Genomic DNA, 18,995 nt, shown 5'->3' on the forward strand with positions numbered 1-18,995 from the left:
AAAAGATCGGGGCTCTGCCCCGTACCCCGCTGCTCAATCGCCGCAGGGGCTTGATCTGCTCACCTGGCGCTCAAAGCCCCATCCCCCATCACGATCCCGTTACGACCACCCCAGGCCCCCTTGTCACGCACCCGTGTAATCGATTCCAATCCTCCGTGTAATCGATTCCACGTAGCCACAAGGAGGTGGCGCGATGGTGAGTATCAAGGATGTCGCGGCCGCGGCCGGGGTTTCCGTTGCCACGGTTTCTCGCGTCCTGAACAGCCATCCGTCCGTGAGCCCGGACGCGCGCGCCCGCGTGCTGGCCGCCGTGGAGTCGCTCGGCTACCGGCCCAACGCCGTGGCCCGTTCGCTGCGCACCGCGCAGACCCGCACGCTCGGGCTCGTCATCAGCGACGTGCTCAATCCGTACTTCGGCGAGCTCGCCCGCTCCGTCGAGGAGGAGGCCCGCGCCCTCGGCTACAGCGTGATCATCGGCAACGCCGACGAGCGGCCCGAGCTGCAGGACCACCACGTGCAGAACCTCCTGGACCGGCGCATCGACGGGCTGCTCGTCTCCCCCACCGACGGCGGCTCCCCGCTCATGCTGGACGCCGCCCGGGCCGGCACCCCCATGGTCTTCGTCGACCGGTGGATCCCCGGTGTGGACGTGCCCGTCGTGCGGTCGGACGGGCGGGGCGCCGTGCGCGACCTCGTCGCCCATCTGCACGCGCTCGGGCACCGGCGGCTCGCGATCATCGCCGGGCCCGCCGCCACCACGACCGGCAGCGAGCGCGTCGACGCCTTCCGGGAGGCCCTCGCCTCGTACGAGCTGGAGCTGCCGGACGCCTACACAGGGCAGGGCGACTTCCAGGCCGACAGCGGGCGGCGCGTCACCGAGGCCTTCCTCGATCTGCCGGAGCCGCCGCAGGCCGTCTTCGCCGCCGACAACCTGATGGCGCTCGGCGCGCTCGACGCCATCCGCGCGCGCGGGCTGCGCGTCCCGGACGACATCGCGGTCGCCGCGTTCGACGACATCCCGTGGTTCGTGCACACCGATCCGCCGATCACGGCGATCGCCCAGCCCACCAAGGATCTCGGCCGGGCCGCCGTGCGCGCCCTGGTCGACCGGATCGAGGGGCGGGTGCCCGAGTCGGTCGCCCTCCCCGCCCACCTCGTCGTACGGCGCTCCTGCGGCGAACCCCCACAGACGCCCACCTCAATGGAGAGGAGCAACGGATGAGCAGCTCCGAAGAGTTGCTGCGTATCGAAGGGATACGGAAGACCTTCCCCGGCGTGGTCGCGCTCGACAGCGTCGACTTCGACCTGCGACGCGGGGAGGTGCACGTCCTGCTCGGTGAGAACGGGGCCGGGAAGAGCACGCTGATCAAGATGCTCTCCGGTGCCTATACGCCCGACGAGGGCCGTATCACCGTCGGCGGCGAGCAGGTCCGTATCAACGGTGCGCAGGACGCCGAACGGCTCGGGATCGCGACGATCTACCAGGAGTTCAATCTCGTTCCCGATCTGACCGTCGCCGAGAACATCTTCCTGGGGCGGCAGCCGCGGAGGTTCGGGCTCGTCGACCGGAAGAGGATGGAGGCCGACGCCGAGGAGCTCCTCGCGCGCGTGGGCGTCAATGTGTCGCCACGCGCGCGGGTGCGCGAACTGGGCATCGCCCGGCTCCAGATGGTGGAGATCGCGAAGGCGCTCAGCCTGAACGCGCGCGTGCTCATCATGGACGAGCCGACCGCCGTGCTGACCTCGGAGGAGGTCGACAAGCTGTTCGCGATCGTGCGGCAGCTGCGCGAGGACGGTGTCGGGGTCGTCTTCATCACCCATCACCTGGAGGAGATCGCCGCGCTCGGGGACCGGGTGACCGTGATCCGCGACGGGCGCAGTGTCGGGCAGGTGCCCGCCTCCACCCCCGAGGACGAGCTCGTCCGCCTCATGGTGGGCCGCTCCATCGACCAGCAGTACCCGAGGGAGCGACCGGACACCGGTGGTGCGCTGCTCAAGGTCGAGGGGCTCACCCGGGACGGCGTCTTCCACGACGTCGGCTTCGAGGTGCGGGCCGGCGAGGTCGTCGGCATCGCCGGCCTCGTGGGCGCGGGCCGTACCGAAGTCGTACGCGCCGTCTTCGGCGCCGACCCGTACGACAAGGGATCGGTGGAGGTCGCGGGCACCGCGCTCCCCCGGCACGACGTCATCGCCGCGATGGCCGCCGGCGTCGGGCTCGTCCCCGAGGACCGCAAGGGGCAGGGCCTTGTGCTCGACCAGTCGGTGGAGGAGAACCTGGGGCTCGTCACCATGCGGACGGCGACCCGCGCCGGGTTCGTCGACCGGCAGGGGCAGCACGAGGCCGCCGAGCGGATCGCGAAGCAGCTGGGCGTCCGGATGGCCGGGCTCGGCCAGCACGTGCGCACCCTGTCCGGCGGCAACCAGCAGAAGGTCGTCATCGGCAAATGGCTGCTCGCCGACATCAAGGTGCTGATCCTCGACGAGCCGACGCGCGGCATCGACGTCGGCGCGAAGGTCGAGATCTACCAGCTCATCAACGAGCTGACCGCCGCCGGGCACGCCGTGCTGATGATCTCCAGCGATCTCCCCGAAGTGCTCGGCATGAGCGACCGGGTCCTTGTGATGGCGCAAGGACGCATCGCCGGTGAACTCGCCGCCGAGGACGCCACCCAGGACTCCGTGATGGCACTCGCCGTAAGCAACACCCCGTCCCTCAAGGAGGAGGGCTCCCGTGACCACTGACACGCTCAAGAACACACAGGCCAAGAACAACGGGAGCCTGCTGCGGCTGCTCCTCGACAACGGCGCGCTGACCGCGCTCGTCGTCCTGGTCATCGCCATGTCGCTGATGTCCGGCGACTTCCTGACCACGCAGAACCTGCTGAACGTCGGCGTGCAGGCAGCCGTCACCGCGATCCTCGCGTTCGGCGTCACCTTCGTCATCGTCTCGGCGGGCATCGACCTGTCCGTGGGGTCCGTCGCCGCACTGTCCGCGACCGTCCTCGCGTGGGCGGCCACCAACGAGGGCGTGCCGGTCGTCATAGCCGTGCTGCTCGCCGTCGTCACCGGCATCGCCTGCGGCTTCGTCAACGGCCTGCTCATCTCGTACGGCAAGCTCCCGCCGTTCATCGCGACGCTGGCGATGCTGTCGGTCGGGCGCGGACTCTCGCTGGTGATCTCGCAGGGCTCGCCGATCCCGTTCCCCGACTCGGTCTCCAAGCTCGGTGACACGCTCGGCGGCTGGCTGCCCGTGCCGGTCATCGTGATGATCGTGATGGGGCTCATCACCGCGGTCGTTCTCGGCCGTACGTTCATCGGCCGGTCCATGTACGCGATCGGCGGCAACGAGGAGGCGGCCCGCCTCTCCGGTCTGCGCGTCAAGCGGCAGAAGCTCGTCATCTACGGCCTGTCCGGCCTGTTCGCCGCGGTCGCGGGCATCGTGCTCGCCTCCCGGCTCGCCTCCGCGCAGCCGCAGGCCGCGAACGGCTACGAGCTGGACGCCATCGCCGCCGTCGTCATCGGCGGTGCTTCCCTCGCGGGCGGCACCGGCAAGGCCTCGGGCACGTTCATCGGCGCGCTGATCCTCGCCGTGCTCCGCAACGGCCTCAACCTCCTCTCCGTGTCCGCGTTCTGGCAGCAGGTCGTCATCGGCGTCGTCATCGCGCTCGCCGTGCTGCTCGACACCGCGCGCCGCAAGGCCGGTGCGCAGCCCGCCGCCGCGGGCGCCGGGACCGGCGGCCCGAAGCAGCGGATGCAGTACGTGATCGCGGCCGTCGTCGCCATCGCGATCGTGGGCGGCCTCGCGGTCTGGAACAACACCGGGGGCTCCGGCGGCAAGAAGGACCTCAAGCTCGGCATGGCCGTGTCCACGCTCAACAACCCGTTCTTCACGGAGATGCGGGCGGGCGCCCAGGCCGAGGCGAAGAAGCAGGGCGTCGAGCTGACCGTCACGGACGCGCAGAACGACGCCTCACAGCAGGCCAACCAGCTGCAGAACTTCACCAGTGAGGGCATGAGCGCCGTCATCGTGAACCCGGTCGACTCCGACGCCGTCGGACCGTCCGTGCGCACCGCCAACGACGCCGACATCCCCGTCGTCGCCGCCGACCGCGGCGTCAACAAGGCGAAGGCCGCCACCCTCGTCGCCTCGGACAACGTCGCGGGCGGCAAGCAGGCCGCGAAGATCATGGCCGACAAGCTGGGCGGCAAGGGGAAGATCGCGGTCCTGCAGGGCCAGGCCGGTACGTCGGCCAGCCGTGAGCGCGGCGCGGGCTTCGCCGCCGGGCTCAAGAACTACCCGGGCATCAAGGTCGTCGCGAAGCAGCCCGCGGACTTCGACCGCACCAAGGGCCTGGACGTCATGACGAACATGCTGCAGTCGCACCCCGACGTCGACGGCGTCTTCGCCGAGAACGACGAGATGGCGCTCGGTGCGATCAAGGCGCTCGGCTCCAAGGCCGGCAAGTCCGTCCCGGTCATCGGCTTCGACGGCACGCCCGACGGCTTCAAGGCCGTCAAGGCGGGCACGCTGTACGCCTCCGTGGCCCAGCAGCCGCGCGAGCTCGGGAAGATGGCCGTGCAGAACGCGATCTCCGCGGCGAAGGACAAGAAGATCTCCTCGGCCGTGAAGGTGCCGGTGAAGGTCGTCACGGCGAAGAACGTCGCCGACTTCAAGTGACGCACTCGTACCCTTTGGCGTGACATTGGGAGAAAGGCACAGCATGAACACGTACGACCTCCTCGTCGTCGGGTCGGCCAACGCCGACCTGGTGGTGGGCGTCGACCGGCGGCCGGGCGCGGGCGAGACCGTCCTCGGCTCCGACCTGACGACCCACCCCGGCGGCAAGGGCGCCAACCAGGCGGTCGCCGCCGCCAAGCTGGGGGCGAGTACGGCGCTGCTCGCGCGGGTCGGCGACGACGGGCACGGCAGGCTGCTGCGCGACTCGATGGAGGCGGCGGGCGTGGACACGTCCGGCGTGCTGGTCGGCGGGGCGCCCACCGGCGTCGCGCTGATCACCGTCGACCCGTCGGGCGACAACTCGATCGTCGTGTCGCCCGGCGCGAACGGGCGGCTCACGCCCGAGGACGTACGGGCGGCGGGCCGGCTGTTCGCGAACGCGCGGGTCGTCTCGATGATGCTGGAGATCCCGCTGGAGACGGTCGCCGAGGTCGCGCGGAGTCTGGCGGACGGCGCCCGCCTCGTCCTCAACCCCTCGCCGCCCGCACCGCTCCCCGACGAGGTCCTCGCCGCCTGCGACCCGCTGATCGTCAACGAGCACGAGGCGAAGGTCATCGCGGGCACGGACCTCGGCGAAGAGCCCGAGGACTGGGCGCGGCAGCTGCTCGCGCTCGGCCCGCGCTCGGTCGTCGTCACACTCGGCTCCGAGGGCGCGCTCGTCGCGGACGCGGCGGGCTCGCAGCGGGTGCCGGCGGTGAAGGTGAAGGCCGTCGACACGACGGGCGCCGGTGACGCGTTCACGGCGGCGCTCGCGTGGCGCCTCGGCACCGGCGAGTCGCTCGCCGAGGCCGCCGCCTACGCCGCGAAGGTGGGCGCCGCGGCGGTCACGAAGGAGGGCGCGCAGGCCTCGTACCCGACCGCCGAGGAGGTCGCCGCGCTGTGAAGAAGGCCGGAATACTCAACCGTCATCTGGCGGGCGCCCTCGCGGAGTTGGGACACGGCGACGGGGTGCTGATCTGCGACGCCGGCATGCCGATCCCGGCGGGGCCGCGCGTCGTCGACCTCGCCTTCCGGGCCGGCGTGCCGTCCTTCGCCGAGGTCCTCGACGGTCTGCTCGACGAGCTGGTGGTGGAGGCGGCGACGGCGGCCCGCGAGGTCCGCGACGCGAACCCGGACACCGCCGGGCTTCTCCAGGACCGCCTGAAGCCCCTCGGCTTCGTCACGCACGAGGAGCTGAAGGCGCTGTCGGCGCACGCGCGGCTCGTCGTGCGCACGGGAGAGGCGCGCCCGTACGCGAACGTTCTGTTGCGCTGCGGGGTCTTCTTCTGACCGCGAGATCCGCTCGGCCGTGACGCGCTGCGAGGGGCCCGGTCCGCGGACCGGGCCCCTCGGGCTTTCCCCCTCCTGAGCCGGAACCCCCCGATCCCCCCAGATCTCCCCCCTGGGTGTTCCGACACCCAGTACGACACGCGGGCGGCGCGGAGGGTTGTACGTGGTTGCGGAGAAAACTTCTAAACGGCGTGAGCCGTGAACCGCTCCGCCGTCTCCGCCAGCACCTCGCGCCCGTCACGGGCCCACAGGCCGTCGTTGAACAGCTCGACCTCGATGGGCCCCGTGTACCCCTGCGCCTCGACGAGACCGCGCCAGTACCGCATGTCGATCGCGCCGTCGCCGATCTGACCGCGCCCGTTGAGGACGCCCTCGGGCAACGGCGTGGTCCAGTCGGCGAGTTGGAACGTCGCGATGCGCCCCTGCGCCCCGGCCCGCGCGATCTGCTCGGGCGCCCGGTCGTCCCACCAGATGTGGTACGTGTCCACGCAGACGCCGACCTGCTCCGCCGGGAAGTGCTCGGCGATGTCCAGGGCCTGCGCGAGCGTCGAGACGACGCAGCGGTCGGACGCGTACATCGGGTGCAGCGGCTCGATGGCGAGCCGGACGCCGCGCTCGGCGGCGTACGGGGCGAGTTCGACGAGCGCGTCGCCGATGCGCTCGCGGGCGGCGTTCAGGTCGTACGAGCCGGCCGGGAGGCCGCCCGAGACGAGCACCAGGACGTCCGTGCCGAGCGTCACGCACTCGTCGACGGCCCGCTTGTTGTCCTCGATCGCGGCCTTGCGCTCGGTCTCGTCGATCGCGGTGAGGAAGCCGCCGCGGCAGTGCGTGGTGACGTTCAGGCCGTTGTCGCGCAGCAGCTTCGCCGCGGCCTCGACGCCGTACTCCTGGACGGGTGCCCGCCAGGTGCCGAGGTGCTGGACGCCCAACTCGCGGCAGGTGTCCGCGAGTTCCGGGAGTCCGAGCTGCTTCACGGTCATCTGGTTGATGGAGAAGCGGGGGTCCGCGGTGAAGCTCATGAGGTCACTCCGTACAGGGCGAGCAGGTTCTTCATGCGGGCCTCGGCGAGTTCCGGCTTCGGGAACAGGCCCAGCTGGTCGGCCAGTTGGTAGGCGCGCGCGAAGTGCGGGAGCGAGCGCGAGGACTGCTGGCCGCCGACCATCGCGAAGTGGTCCTGGTGGCCGGAGAGCCACGCGAGGAACACGACGCCGGTCTTGTAGAAGCGGGTCGGCGCCTGGAACAGGTGGCGCGACAGCTCGACGGTCGGGTCGAGGAGGTCGCGGAAGCCCTGGACGTCGCCCGTGTCGAGGGTGCGCACCGCCTTCGCGGCGAGCGGGCCCAGCGGGTCGAAGATGCCGAGCAGCGCGTGGCTGAAGCCGCGGTCGTCGCCGGCGATCAGCTCCGGGTAGTTGAAGTCGTCGCCGGTGTAGCAGCGCACGCCGTTCGGGAGGCGGCGGCGGATGTCGACCTCGCGCCGGGCCTCCAGGAGCGAGACCTTGATGCCGTCGACCTTGTCGGAGTGCGCCTTGATGATCTCGACGAAGGTGTCGGTGGCGGCGTCGAGGTCGGACGAGCCCCAGTAGCCCTCCAGGGCCGGGTCGAACATCGGGCCGAGCCAGTGCAGGACGACGGGCTCGGCGGCCTGCCGCAGCAGGTGGCCGTAGACCTCGGCGTACTGCTCGGGCCCGGAGGCCGCGGCGGCGAGGGCGCGCGAGGCCATCAGGATGACCTGGGCCCCTGCCTCCTCGGCGACCGCGAGCTGCTCCTCGTACGCGGCCCGCACCTCGTCGAGGGAGGCGCCGGGCGCGATCTGGTCGGTGCCGACGCCGACCGCGATCCGGCCGCCGAGCGCCTTGGCCTCGGCCGACGAGCGGCGGATCAGCTCGGCGGCGCCCGCCCAGTCGAGGCCCATGCCGCGCTGCGCCGTGTCCATGGCCTCCGCGACCCCGAGGCCGTGCGACCACAGGTGGCGGCGGAAGGCGAGGGTGGCGTCCCAGTCGACGGCGGCCGGGGAGTCGGGGGTGGTGTCGGCGAGCGGGTCGGCGACGACGTGCGCCGCCGAGAACACGACGCGGGACGCGAGCGGCGCCCCGGTGTCGAAGGCGAGGGGCTCGGCGCGCGGCTCGTAGGCCGTCAACTCGCCTGCGGAGTTGGGGAGATGGATGGTCACAGCGACAGCTCCGGAACGTCGAGGCGGCGGCCCTCGGCCGACGACTGGAGGCCCAGCTCCGCCATCTGCACGCCGCGCGCGCCCGCGAGCAGGTCCCAGTGGTAGTCGGCGCCGGTGTAGACGTGCTTGAGGAACAGCTCCCACTGGACCTTGAAGCCGTTGTCGAACTCGGTGTTGTCCGGGACCTCCTGCCACTGGTCGCGGAAGGAGTACGTCGCCGGGAGGTCCGGGTTCCAGACGGGCTTCGGCGTCGAACTGCGGTGCTGGACGCGGCAGTTGCGCAGGCCCGCGACGGCGGAGCCCTCCGTGCCGTCGACCTGGAACTCGACCAGCTCGTCGCGGTTGACGCGCACGTCCCACGAGGAGTTGATCTGCGCGACGATCGGCCCCTGCGGGTTGTCGATCTGGAAGATGCCGTACGCGGAGTCGTCGGCGGTGGCCTCGTAGGGCTTGCCGTTTTCGTCCCAGCGGGTCGGGATGTGCGTCGACGCAAGGGCGTTGACGGAGGTCACGCGGCCGAACAGCTCGTGCAGCACGTACTCCCAGTGCGGGAACATGTCGACGACGATGCCGCCGCCGTCCTCGGAGCGGTAGTTCCAGGACGGCCGCTGGGCCTCCTGCCAGTCGCCCTCGAAGACCCAGTAGCCGAACTCGCCGCGCACGGACAGGATCCGGCCGAAGAAGCCGCCGTCGATGAGCCGCTTCAGCTTGAGCAGGCCCGGCAGGAACAGCTTGTCCTGCACGACACCGGACTTCACGCCCGCCTCGCGCGCCAGGCGGGCCAGCTCGATCGCGCCCTCCAGGCCGGTGGCGGTCGGCTTCTCGGTGTAGATGTGCTTGCCCGCGGCGATCGCCTTCTTGAGGAAGTCCTCGCGGGTGTGGGTCATCGCGGCGTCGAAGAAGATGTCGATGCTGTCGTCCGCGAGCACGGCGTCGACGTCGGTGGAGATGTTCGCCGGGTCCAGGCCGTGCTGCTCGGCGATCGCCTTCAGGGCGTGCTCGCGGCGCCCGACGAGGACCGGCTCGGGCCACAGCACCGTGCCGTCGCCGAGGTCGAGTCCGCCCTGCTCGCGCAGCGCGAGGATGGAGCGGACGAGGTGCTGGCGGTAGCCCATGCGCCCCGTCACACCGTTCATGGCGATGCGCACCGTCTTGCGTGTCACGTGAGTCCCTTCCTCCGGCCGACCGGCCACTCGTGCCCCACGTATTGCCGCATACGCGAGGCGGCGCCCGCCGAATCTTTCGTAGCAAGCGCTTTCTACGTAAGAAGAAGCTAGCCTCTGGACTGCCGCTCGGACAAGAGCGGATACGAGACCGGGGTCCACGGAGGGCTTGCCGCGGACCCGGGACCCCTCCCGGAGGCTGACTCGATGACCGTGACCCTGGCGGACGTGGCCGCCCGCGCGCAGGTGTCCCCCGCCACCGTCTCGCGCGTGCTGAACGGGAACTACCCCGTCGCCGCGAGCACCCGCGAGCGGGTGCTCAAGGCCGTGGACGACCTGGACTACGTGCTGAACGGCCCGGCCAGCGCACTGGCCGCCGCCACGTCCGACCTGGTCGGAGTGCTGGTCAACGACATCGCCGACCCGTTCTTCGGGATCATGGCCTCCGCGGTGCAGTCGGAGATCGTCGGGCCCGGCGGCCGGGCGGGCGGCGAGCGGCTCGCCGTGGTCTGCAACACGGGCGGCGAGCCCGAGCGCGAGCTGACGTACCTCACCCTGCTGCAGCGTCAGCGCGCGGCGGCGGTCGTGCTCACCGGCGGGGCGATCGAGGACGAGGCCCATGTCGCGGCCGTGGCGAGCAAGCTGCGGCGGCTCGCGGAGGCCGGCACGCGGGTGGTGCTGTGCGGGCGGCCGCCGGTGCCGGACACCGACGCGGTGGCGCTGACCTTCGACAACCGGGGCGGGGCACGCGAGTTGACGGAGCATCTGCTCGCGCTCGGGCACCGCCGGATCGGCTACGTCGCGGGCCCCGAGGAGCGCACCACGACCCGCCACCGCCTGGAGGGCCACCGCGAGGCGCTGGCCGCCGCCGGGGTGGGCGAGTCGGACGGCCTCGTGGCGCACGGCTCGTACGACCGCACGTCGGGCTATGGGGCGACGGCCGAACTGCTGCGCCGGGAGCCCGACTTGACGGCCGTGGTCGCGGCGAACGACAGCGTGGCACTCGGCGCGTGCGCGGCCCTGCGGGAGGCGGGCCTGCGCATCCCGGAGGACGTCTCGGTGGTCGGTTTCGACGACCTCCCCTTCAGCATCGACGCGGCCCCGCCGCTGACGACGTTCCACCTCCCGCTGGCCGAGGCGGCCGCACGGGCGGGCCGGATCGCGATGGGCCGGGAGGCGGCACCCAAGGGGCGGATCGTGGAGGTGCGCGGGGAACTGGTGGTGCGCGGATCGACGGGGAAGCCGCGCGCGTAGCCGCTGCTAGCGGGACACGGCCTCGCGGGGGCGACGCCCCGCGAGCCGGCACCCGACGCACTCCGCATGACCTTCGCGGGCGGCCATGTCCCGTACGCCGAGGGGGTGTTGGGCCGCCGGTCGCGGGCCCGGCGGCTTTCCCCAGCCCGCGAGATGCAGCGCCCAGGCGAGCAGTGCGGCCAGCACCAGTACGGCGGGCCCGAGCCAGAGCCCTGCCCGCCAGCCGATGATTCCCACGCCCGTGGCCGCCGCCCCGAGCGCGGCGAGCGCGCAGCCGGTCCAGCCCGCGAGGGTGTGCCCTTCGTCCGTCGCCACCATGTGCCGTGCCCCCAGTCCGGTGATCGCCCCTAGGTGCGGAGCGATTATTTGTTGAGCGATGACTCAAGAACAATCCGAGAGGACCGTAGCACTCTTCTTGAGTGCTCGCTCAAGAAGAGTCGGTACAGTGGCGGCATGACTGGCGGTACGACTGAGGGAAAGACCCGGCCGCGCGGACGCCCGCGCACGTTCGACCGCGACGCGGCGCTGGCCGTGGCCGTCCGGCTGTTCTGGGAGCGGGGCTACGAGGCGACCTCGGTGGGCGAGCTGACCGCAGCCATGGGCATCCGCCCGGCCAGCCTCTACGCCGCGTTCGGCGACAAGAAGTCGCTGTTCAGGGAGGCCGTCGAGGTCTACGGGCGGTCCCCCGTCGGCGCCTTCGTCGGCGTGGCGCTCGCCGAGGAGGCGACGGCGTACGCGGCGTTCGCCCGCATCCTGCGCGAGGCCGCCCAGCTCTACGCGGACCCCTCGCACCCCGCGGGCTGCCTGGCCAACAGCGCCGCGACCAATGTGACGGAGCAGGACGCCGAGGTCGCCGCCTTCCTGCGCGACGTCCGCAACGCCGGGGTCGCATCCTTCGACGAGCGGCTGCGCCAGGGACGGGCGGCGGGCGAGCTGCCGAAGGACACGGACACCGCCGCGCTCGCCTCGTACTTCGCCGCCGTGGTGCAGGGCCTGTCGCAGCGCGCGCGGGACGGCGCCGACGCGCGGGAGCTGGCCCAGGTCGCCGAGTTCGCGCTGGCGGCGTGGCCGGGAGCCCGGGACTGACACCTCACCGCGGGCGCGACGCGTGGACGCGCCCCCACCCCCGGCGTACTGTGGGCAGCACCCCGAACCTCTGACTGAGTCAACTGTCCGAGCAGCGAGGTGCCCCATGACCGTGCACGACATCCGGTCCTTCAACCGCTTCTACACGAACGTCATCGGCGCGCTCGACTACAGCCGCCACCTGTACGCCCCGTACACCCTCACCGAGTCCCGCGTGCTGTACGAGCTGGCGCACACGGAGCAGGTCGACGCCGCCGACCTGCGGGTTCGACTCAGCCTGGACGCCGGGTACTTGAGCCGCATCCTCGGCAAGTTCGAGCGGGACGGACTCGTCGAGCGCGGCTCCTCCGAGCGGGACTCGCGGCGCCGCCGCATCACCCTCACCGCGCGCGGCCGCACCACCTCCGAACTGCTGGAGGAGCGCTCGCGGGAGACCGTCGGCGCACTCCTCGGCACCGTCCCCGCCGCCGACCGCGAGCGCCTGTCGGAGGCGCTGCGCACGGTGCGCGAGATCCTCGGCGACGGCCGTGCCGCCCCGCACCCCGAGAACGTCCTGCTGCGCGAGCCGGGCCCCGGGGACCTCGGCTGGATCGTGGCGCGCAACGGAGCCCTGTACGCCGCCGAGTTCGGCTGGAACGCGGACTACGAGGGCCTGGTCGCCCGCATCGTCGCCGACTTCGCGCAGGACCACGACCCGCACCTGGAGCGGGTGTGGATCGCCGAGCTGGACGGCCGTCCGGTGGGCTGCGTGATGTGCGTGCGCGACGAGGCCCCGGGCACGGCCCGGTTGCGGCTGCTGCTGGTCGAGCCGGAGGCGCGCGGCCTCGGCATCGGGGACCGTCTCGTGCGCGCGTGCATCGACTTCGCGCGCGGGGTCGGATACCGAGAGATGGTCCTGTGGACGAACGACGTGCTGAAGTCGGCCCGTTCGATCTACCAGCGGCACGGTTTCGTCCTCGTCGGCGAGAAGCCGCACCGCTCCTTCGGCGCGGACCTGATCGGCCAGGACTGGAAAATGGCCCTCCATAGGACGGCGGACTGACGGGTAGGGTCCGGCCCATGAAGCTGGCGTTCTCCACACTCGGTGTCCCCGGTCTCCCCCTCGACGACGTGCTCGCGCTCGCCACCGCGCACGGGTATCACGGCGTCGAACTGCGCGCCCATCCCGAGGAGCCGGTGCATCCGGGCATCGACCGGGAGCAACGGGCGGACGTCGCCGCCCGGTTCAAGAAGGCCGGGGTGGAGGTCCTCGGCGTGGCCGGGTACGCGCGCGTGGCGGCGCCCGGCGAGGACGGTCCCGTGCTCGACGAGGTGCGGGCCCTGGTGGACCTCGCCCGCGACCTCGGCGCTCCCTACGTACGGGTGTTCCCCGGCGGGGGCGACGAGCAGGGCCCGGAGGAGGCCGACGCCACCGCCGCGCGGCGCCTGGGCGTCGCCGCCGAGTACGCGGCGGACCGGGGTGTACGGGTGCTCCTCGAGACGCACGACTCGCACCGGACCGGGGCGGCCGCGTCCCGCATCCTCGGCGTCGTCGGGCACCGGAACGTGGGCGCGCTGTGGGACGTGATGCACACGTGGCTCGGGGGCGAGCAGCCGATGGTGTCGTACGCGGCGCTCTCCCCCTACCTCGGATACGTACAGGTCAAGGACATCGCGGGTCCCGACGACACGACTCCGCTGCCGCTCGGGGACGGGGTGCTTCCGTTGGCCGAGTGTGTGGAGGTGCTGAGTCGGGAGGGGTGGGACGGGTGGTTGTGCTGGGAGTACGAGGCGCGGTGGTATCCGTCCGCGGCTCCCCTGCCGGGGCTTCTTGGCGGGGGGCGGGAGCACGTCGCGCGTCTCCTGAACGAGTCGGCCTAGGTCGGTCGTTTCGTTGCGCCCACCGTCCCCCTACGCCGCGGGGCTCCGCCCCGGACCCCGCGCCTCAATCGCCGGCGGGGCTTGAATTGGCTGCTCGATTTCCGTCGAGCCCTGCGGTGGGTGGGCAAAGTCAAGCCCCGCTCTTGGACGAGAGCCAGCGGGGTCCGGGGCCGAGCCCCGTGACGTGAGCGCCACGCCGCCCACCAGGAGCGCCGCCGCGCACCACTGGAGCGGAGTCACCGGCTCCCCCAGGAAGACCGCCGCCGACGACATGCCGAAGACCGGGACCAGCAGGGTGTACGGGGCCACCGTGGACGCCGGGTAACGGCGGAGCAGCCGGCTCCACGCGCTGAACCCGAACAACGTCGTCACCAGCGCCACGTAGAGGATCGCCCCCGCCCCGGACAGGTCGAGCGCGGCGAGCGCGTCCGCGTCGCGCCGCGGCCCCTCGAACAGCAGCGACAGCGCAAGCAGCGGCAGCACAGGCACCGCGCTCGTCCACACCATGAACGCGAACGGCGCCTCGGGCGACGCCTTGCGGGTCAGGACGTTCGACACGCCCCAGAACGCCGCCGCGACCAGGACGAGCGCGAACGCGCCGAGCGGACCCGAGCCGCCCTCGTCGACCGCCGCCACGGCGATGCCCGCGAGCGCCACGCCCATGCCCACCACCCGTACGGGGCCCGGGCGTTCGCGCAGGAAGGCGAAGGCGAGGACCGCCGTGAAGACCGACTGGACCTGGAGGACCAGGGAGGACAGGCCCGCCGGCATCCCCGCGTCCATGCCGACGAAGAGCAGCCCGAACTTGCCCACGCCGAGCGCGAGCCCCACCCCCACGACCCAGCGCCACGCGACCCTCGGCCGCCCCACGAGGAAGATCGCGGGCACCGCCGCGAGCAGGAAGCGCAGGGCGCAGAAGAGCAGCGGCGGGAAGTGTGCGAGGCCGATGTCGATGACGACGAAGTTGACGCCCCAGAGCGCCGCCACGAGGACGGCGAGGGCGGTGTGCGCGGGTTTCATGCGTCGAGGATCACCGGCCGCGACCCTTTAGCACCAGCGATGTTTGCTGCATGGTTGGATGAAGCACCGCTAATCGAAGTGGAATCGGAGGGAGGCCGTGGATGCTGGATCTTCAGCGGCTGCGCGCGCTGCACGCCGTCTCCGTGCACGGCACCGTCGGCGCCGCCGCGACCGCGCTCGGGTACACCCCGTCCGCCGTCTCGCAGCAGATCGCGAAGCTGGAGCGGGAGACCCGTACGCCGCTCCTCGAGCGGGAGGGGCGGGGCGTCCGGCTCACCGACGAGGCGCTCCAACTGGCCGAGACCGCACGTGAGTTGATGGCCATCATGGAGCGCGCCGAGACCGGCCTGGAGGAGCGTCGCGGGGTGCCTGCGGGGCAGCTCACGATCGCCGCGTTCGCCTCGGCCGCGCGGGGGCTGCTGCCCGACACGCTCGCCGAGCTGGCGTCGCGGCATCCCGCGCTCGACACCCGGCTCAGCGAGGTCGACCCGCACCTGTCCGTGGATCTCGTGGCGAAGGGCGCCGTCGACCTGGCCGTCGCGCACGACTGGGACATCGCGCCACTGCCGGCCCCCGCTGGCGTCGAACAGGCCGTCATCGGGGACGACTTGTGCGACCTCGTCGTACCCGCGGGGCATCCGCTGGCCGGGCGGGCGGCGGTGCGCCGCGAGGAGCTCGGGGGCGAGCGGTGGGTGTCGCAGCCGCCGGGGCGCGTGTGCCACGACTGGCTGCTGCGGACGATGCGGGCGGCAGGGTTCGAGCCGCTCATCGCCCATCAGGCCGAGGAGAACCCGACGTTGGCCGCCCTCGTGGCGGCGGGACTCGGCATCGCGGTGCTGCCCCGGCTCGGGCGCGGCCCCCTGCCCGAGGGGGTGGTGGCGGTGCGGCTCGATCCGGTGCCGCGACGGCGGCTGTACGCGCTGTGGCGCAGCGGGACGGCCCGCCGTCCGGCGGTCCGCGCGGCCGTCGAGGCGCTGCGCGAGCGCGGGCGCGCGTGCCTGGTCGACGACGGGGTCTGATGGCCGCCACCGCCACCCCGTTCACCCCATCCGCACCGATTTCACGGAATCCGCGAATTCCGGGAACCCGTGCCAGCATGCTTCCGTCAGAAGGACACGCTGCCGGAGAGTCACCGCAGTGCGGTGTCGGCATCGCTGCTGGCTGCGAACGCTGACAAACCCTCTCCGCCGCCTGCGGCCGGCAGCGTCGCCGTCACCGGTGCGCCCCCTCCAAAGTGCCGGTGGCGGCCCCTTCTCCAGGGCGACCCTCCGCCAACTCCCGTGCGTGCGCGGGCTCTTGACTGGCAGAAATTTTCCGGATACTCGTTGCGCGCGGAAGTTATTTTCAGGGTCCGCGCCTCCTCCGGAAGGAGCGATCGTGCCACTGTCCAGACGTACCGTGCTCGCCGCCGCCACCGTCGGCGCCGCGGCGGTCGGCCTCACCGCCCCCGCCGCACGGGCCGCGGGCGCCCCCGCGTCCGACCAGGCCCTCAAGAAGATCATCTCCAAGATGTCCCTGGAGGAGAAGGTCGGCCAGCTCTTCGTGATGCGGGTCTACGGCCACTCGGCCACGGAGCCCGACCAGGCCGACATCGACGCCAACCTCAAGGAGCTCGGCGTGCGCACCGCCGCCGAGCTCATCGAGAAGTACAAGCTCGGCGGCATCATCTACTTCGCGTGGGCGCACAACGTCCGTGATCCGCACCAGATCGCCGATCTCAGCAACGGGATCCAGAAGGCGGGACTCCAACAGCCCTCCCGGATACCGCTGTTGATCTCCACCGACCAGGAGCACGGCATCGTCGCCCGGGTCGGCAAGCCCGCCACCCTCTTCCCCGGCGCGATGGCGTTCGGGGCCGGCGGTTCGCGGGGCGACGCGCGCAAGGCCGGGCAGATCGCGGGCGCCGAGCTGCGCGCCATCGGCATCCGGCAGGACTACGCGCCCGACGCCGACGTCAACGTCAACCCGGCCAACCCCGTCATCGGCGTGCGCTCCTTCGGCGCGGACCCGCAGGCCGTCGCCGGGCTCGTGGCGGCGGAGGTCAAGGGCTACCAGTCCTCGCACATCGCCTCGACCGCCAAGCACTTCCCCGGGCACGGCGACACCGCGACGGACAGCCACACCGGCATCCCGTACATCTCCCACACCCGCGAGCAGTGGGAGCAGCTGGACGCGCCGCCGTTCAGGGCGGCGATCGCGGCGGGCATCGACTCGATCATGACGGCCCACATCGTCGTCCCCGCGCTCGACCCGAGCGAGGACCCCGCGACGCTCTCCCGCCCCATCCTCACCGGCATCCTGCGCGAGCAGCTCGGCTACGACGGGGTCGTGGTGACCGACTCGCTCGGCATGGAGGGCGTACGGATCAAGTACGGCGACGAGCGGGTCCCGGTGCTCGCGCTGAAGGCGGGCGTCGACCAGCTGCTCAACCCGCCTGACCTGTCGGTCTCGTGGAACGCGGTGCTCGCGGCCGTCCGGGGCGGCGAGCTGACCGAGGCGCGGCTCGACGAGTCGATCCTGCGCGTCCTGCGCCTGAAGTCGAAGCTGGGGCTCCTCAAGGACCCGTACGTCTCCCACTCCGGCGTCGACCGCACGGTCGGCACGCCCGCGCACCTCGCCGCGGCCGACCGCATCGCCGAGCGCACGACGACGCTCCTGGTCAACAAGAAGAAGCTGCTGCCGCTGTCGCGCCGCACGCACAAGAACGTGCTCGTGCTCGGCGCCAACCCGGCCTCCCCGTCCCTCAGCGACGGCCCGCCGACCACCGTGATCGGCGCGGCGCTCACCGAACTCGGCTTCACCGCCACGGTGCTCCCGACCGGCACGGCGCCGTCCCAGGCGGTGATCGCGCAGGCCGTGGGGGCGGCGAAGGGCAAGGACGCCGTGGTCATCGGGACGTACAACGTCGCCGCGGGCAGCGCGCAGCAGTCCCTGGTGAACGCGGTGGCCGCGACCGGGGTGCCGGTGATCACGCTGTCCATGCGCAATCCGTACGACGTCGCCCAGCTGTCCGCGGCCGACGCGCACGTGGCGGCGTACTCGTGGATCGACGTCGAACTGCGGGCGGCCGTGCGGGTGCTGGCCGGGAAGGCGGAGCCGCGCGGGAAGCTGCCGGTGCCGGTGCAGAAGGCCGACGATCCCGCGCAGGTCCTCTACCCGATCGGCTACGGGTTGTCGTACTGACCCGTCCGTAGGGGGCGTACGCCGTGATCGGCGGGCGCCACCCCCAACTGACGCAAAGCCCCCCGCACACCTGGCGTGCGCCCGCCGCCACGGGCCACGCTGGTAGGGATATCGGGGGGTTTTGCCATGCTTGGGCGGTCGGTCGGAGCGGTGTGCGCGGTGCCGCTGCTGGCGTTGGCGCTCGCCGGATGCCAGGGGTCTCCCGGCTCCTCCGGCGAAGGACCGTCCTCGCACGCGTCCTCCGCCGGGTACGGGGCGGTGTTCCTCGCGGCGGGCGAGTGCAGTTCGCGCGGGCGCACGTCGTTCAACGAGGTGCCGTGCCGCAGCGAGCGGGCGGTGGCCCGGGTCCTCGCCCGGCACGACGGCGAGACCTCGGAGGGGCCCGCCTGCCCGGCCCGTACCGACTTCGTGCTGCACATCAGCGAGAACCGGCCCGCGGCCGACGAGAACGGCGACGGGTCCGTGGACCGCGGCTACGCCTGCATGCGCAATCTCGATCCCCCGCACCCCGGCGACCCGGGCGGCGGTGGCGGTCCCCGCACGATCGTCGGCGACTGCCTCGCGGAGGCGGGCAAGGGTCAGGTGCGGGAGACGGCCTGCGCCGCGACGGGCGCCCGTGCCCCGCGCTACCGGGTGGTCACGGCGGTGCTCTCCCGCTCGGCGTGCCCGCCGTCGACCTCGCTCTACGTGACCCTGGGCGGCAGCAAACCGGTCGGGTGCGCGGTCACGGTGTGAGGGCCGCGCGGGGCTCGGTGTTCAGCACAGGATCCAGCCGGTGCGCACCGACTTCGTGCCCACGGAGCCCTTCACCCGGACGCAGCGGTGTCCGGCGTGCACGGTGACGGGGCCCGCGTGCCGGGTGTAGCGGCCCTTGTCGACGACGGCCCGGTTGCCGCGGGCCTGGACGCTCACGGACATGGTGCGGCGGGCGCCCGTGCGCTTGGCGTAGGTGACGGCGCAGACGTAGCCGCTCTGCTTGTAGAGGACGACGCGGCCCGTCTCGAAGCGCAGGGTGCGGGCGTGGTGGCCGCCGCACAGCGGGGCGGCCTGCGCGCTGCCGACGGCGGGCCCGCCGAGAACCAGAACAGCCGCCGCGACGAGGACCGAAAGGACAGGCGCGAGCCCCCGGCGCGGCCTGCGTATGCCGTCCCGTCCAGCCCCCTGTCCGCGCACCGCAGCCCCTCCTGTCACATCGGCACCAGCGTACTGCTGAACTGACGCGCCACACGGGCCGGGCGGTTGCGCCGCCCAC

General features: G+C 72.2%; 18 protein-coding genes. 12 read left to right on the forward strand and 6 right to left on the reverse strand.

Annotation, left to right across the window (positions count from 1 at the left end; all coding sequences use genetic code 11):
* The first annotated feature begins 193 nt into the window (after positions 1-193).
* Genes ACZ7L4_RS18225 through rbsD form a run of 5 tightly spaced genes read left to right on the forward strand, consistent with a single transcriptional unit; the run spans position 194 to position 6,007 of the window.
* Positions 194-1,222 carry a LacI family DNA-binding transcriptional regulator gene (locus ACZ7L4_RS18225; RefSeq protein ID WP_450814318.1) on the forward strand — a complete coding sequence of 343 codons (1,029 nt, stop codon included), beginning with the start codon at positions 194-196 and terminating at the stop codon, positions 1,220-1,222.
* Positions 1,219-2,742 (forward strand): sugar ABC transporter ATP-binding protein, encoded by a 1,524-nt coding sequence (locus tag ACZ7L4_RS18230; RefSeq protein ID WP_472103613.1) that lies wholly within the window; start codon positions 1,219-1,221, stop codon positions 2,740-2,742. The genes ACZ7L4_RS18225 and ACZ7L4_RS18230 overlap by 4 nt, the downstream gene beginning before the upstream one ends.
* A complete protein-coding gene (locus ACZ7L4_RS18235) occupies positions 2,732-4,678 on the forward strand; it encodes an ABC transporter permease/substrate-binding protein (protein ID WP_472103615.1) in 1,947 nt (648 codons plus the stop codon). Before ACZ7L4_RS18230 ends, ACZ7L4_RS18235 begins: the two co-directional genes overlap by 11 nt.
* Before the next feature lie 43 nt (positions 4,679-4,721).
* Entirely contained in the window at positions 4,722-5,621 is a 900-nt protein-coding gene (rbsK, locus tag ACZ7L4_RS18240) for a ribokinase (protein ID WP_472103617.1), read from the forward strand.
* On the forward strand, positions 5,618-6,007 hold the full coding sequence (gene rbsD, locus ACZ7L4_RS18245) for a D-ribose pyranase (RefSeq protein ID WP_472103619.1): 390 nt from the start codon (positions 5,618-5,620) through the stop codon (positions 6,005-6,007). Before rbsK ends, rbsD begins: the two co-directional genes overlap by 4 nt.
* A gap of 182 nt (positions 6,008-6,189) precedes the next feature.
* Here the strand turns inward: rbsD and ACZ7L4_RS18250 are convergent, their stop codons facing one another.
* From ACZ7L4_RS18250 to ACZ7L4_RS18260, 3 genes are read right to left on the reverse strand one after another with little or no spacing between them, the layout of a single operon-like run.
* Positions 6,190-7,026 carry a sugar phosphate isomerase/epimerase family protein gene (locus tag ACZ7L4_RS18250; RefSeq protein ID WP_472103621.1) on the reverse strand — a complete coding sequence of 279 codons (837 nt, stop codon included), beginning with the start codon at positions 7,024-7,026 and terminating at the stop codon, positions 6,190-6,192.
* Positions 7,023-8,177 (reverse strand): dihydrodipicolinate synthase family protein, encoded by a 1,155-nt coding sequence (locus ACZ7L4_RS18255; RefSeq protein WP_472103622.1) that lies wholly within the window; start codon positions 8,175-8,177, stop codon positions 7,023-7,025. Before ACZ7L4_RS18255 ends, ACZ7L4_RS18250 begins: the two co-directional genes overlap by 4 nt.
* A complete protein-coding gene (locus tag ACZ7L4_RS18260; RefSeq protein WP_472103624.1) occupies positions 8,174-9,340 on the reverse strand; it encodes a Gfo/Idh/MocA family protein in 1,167 nt (388 codons plus the stop codon). Before ACZ7L4_RS18260 ends, ACZ7L4_RS18255 begins: the two co-directional genes overlap by 4 nt.
* Before the next feature lie 207 nt (positions 9,341-9,547).
* Between ACZ7L4_RS18260 and ACZ7L4_RS18265 the strand changes: the two genes are divergently transcribed.
* A complete protein-coding gene (locus ACZ7L4_RS18265) occupies positions 9,548-10,594 on the forward strand; it encodes a LacI family DNA-binding transcriptional regulator (RefSeq protein WP_472103626.1) in 1,047 nt (348 codons plus the stop codon).
* Positions 10,595-10,600: 6 nt separating this feature from the next.
* Here ACZ7L4_RS18265 and ACZ7L4_RS18270 read toward each other — a convergent pair whose 3' ends face one another.
* The gene (locus ACZ7L4_RS18270; RefSeq protein ID WP_472103628.1) at positions 10,601-10,912 is read right to left on the reverse strand and encodes an HGxxPAAW family protein; all 312 of its coding nucleotides are present in this window, start codon (positions 10,910-10,912) and stop codon (positions 10,601-10,603) included.
* A 135-nt stretch (positions 10,913-11,047) separates the two neighbouring features.
* On the opposite strand from ACZ7L4_RS18270, the gene ACZ7L4_RS18275 reads away from it, so the two are divergent.
* The 3 genes from ACZ7L4_RS18275 (at position 11,048) to ACZ7L4_RS18285 (ending at position 13,540) form a co-directional block, all read left to right on the forward strand.
* Positions 11,048-11,680, forward strand: coding sequence for a TetR/AcrR family transcriptional regulator (locus ACZ7L4_RS18275; RefSeq protein ID WP_472103630.1), 633 nt, complete (start codon positions 11,048-11,050; stop codon positions 11,678-11,680).
* Between the two features lie 106 nt (positions 11,681-11,786).
* Complete coding sequence (locus ACZ7L4_RS18280; RefSeq protein WP_472103632.1) at positions 11,787-12,722, forward strand: bifunctional helix-turn-helix transcriptional regulator/GNAT family N-acetyltransferase; 936 nt, start codon at positions 11,787-11,789, stop codon at positions 12,720-12,722.
* Positions 12,723-12,739: 17 nt separating this feature from the next.
* Positions 12,740-13,540, forward strand: coding sequence for a sugar phosphate isomerase/epimerase family protein (locus ACZ7L4_RS18285; protein WP_472103634.1), 801 nt, complete (start codon positions 12,740-12,742; stop codon positions 13,538-13,540).
* Positions 13,541-13,570: 30 nt separating this feature from the next.
* Here the strand turns inward: ACZ7L4_RS18285 and ACZ7L4_RS18290 are convergent, their stop codons facing one another.
* Entirely contained in the window at positions 13,571-14,560 is a 990-nt protein-coding gene (locus ACZ7L4_RS18290) for an EamA family transporter (protein ID WP_472103636.1), read from the reverse strand.
* A 101-nt stretch (positions 14,561-14,661) separates the two neighbouring features.
* Between ACZ7L4_RS18290 and ACZ7L4_RS18295 the strand changes: the two genes are divergently transcribed.
* The 3 genes from ACZ7L4_RS18295 to ACZ7L4_RS18305 all read left to right on the forward strand — a co-directional run bounded on the left by ACZ7L4_RS18295 (position 14,662) and on the right by ACZ7L4_RS18305 (position 18,478).
* A complete protein-coding gene (locus ACZ7L4_RS18295; protein ID WP_472103638.1) occupies positions 14,662-15,579 on the forward strand; it encodes a LysR family transcriptional regulator in 918 nt (305 codons plus the stop codon).
* A 355-nt stretch (positions 15,580-15,934) separates the two neighbouring features.
* Positions 15,935-17,743 carry a glycoside hydrolase family 3 protein gene (locus ACZ7L4_RS18300; protein ID WP_472104058.1) on the forward strand — a complete coding sequence of 603 codons (1,809 nt, stop codon included), beginning with the start codon at positions 15,935-15,937 and terminating at the stop codon, positions 17,741-17,743.
* A 126-nt stretch (positions 17,744-17,869) separates the two neighbouring features.
* A complete protein-coding gene (locus ACZ7L4_RS18305) occupies positions 17,870-18,478 on the forward strand; it encodes a hypothetical protein (protein WP_472103640.1) in 609 nt (202 codons plus the stop codon).
* Between the two features lie 21 nt (positions 18,479-18,499).
* Here ACZ7L4_RS18305 and ACZ7L4_RS18310 read toward each other — a convergent pair whose 3' ends face one another.
* On the reverse strand, positions 18,500-18,916 hold the full coding sequence (locus ACZ7L4_RS18310; RefSeq protein WP_472103642.1) for a hypothetical protein: 417 nt from the start codon (positions 18,914-18,916) through the stop codon (positions 18,500-18,502).
* Positions 18,917-18,995 lie beyond the last annotated feature (79 nt).

The organism is Streptomyces sp. NPDC107575 (assembly GCF_055657265.1).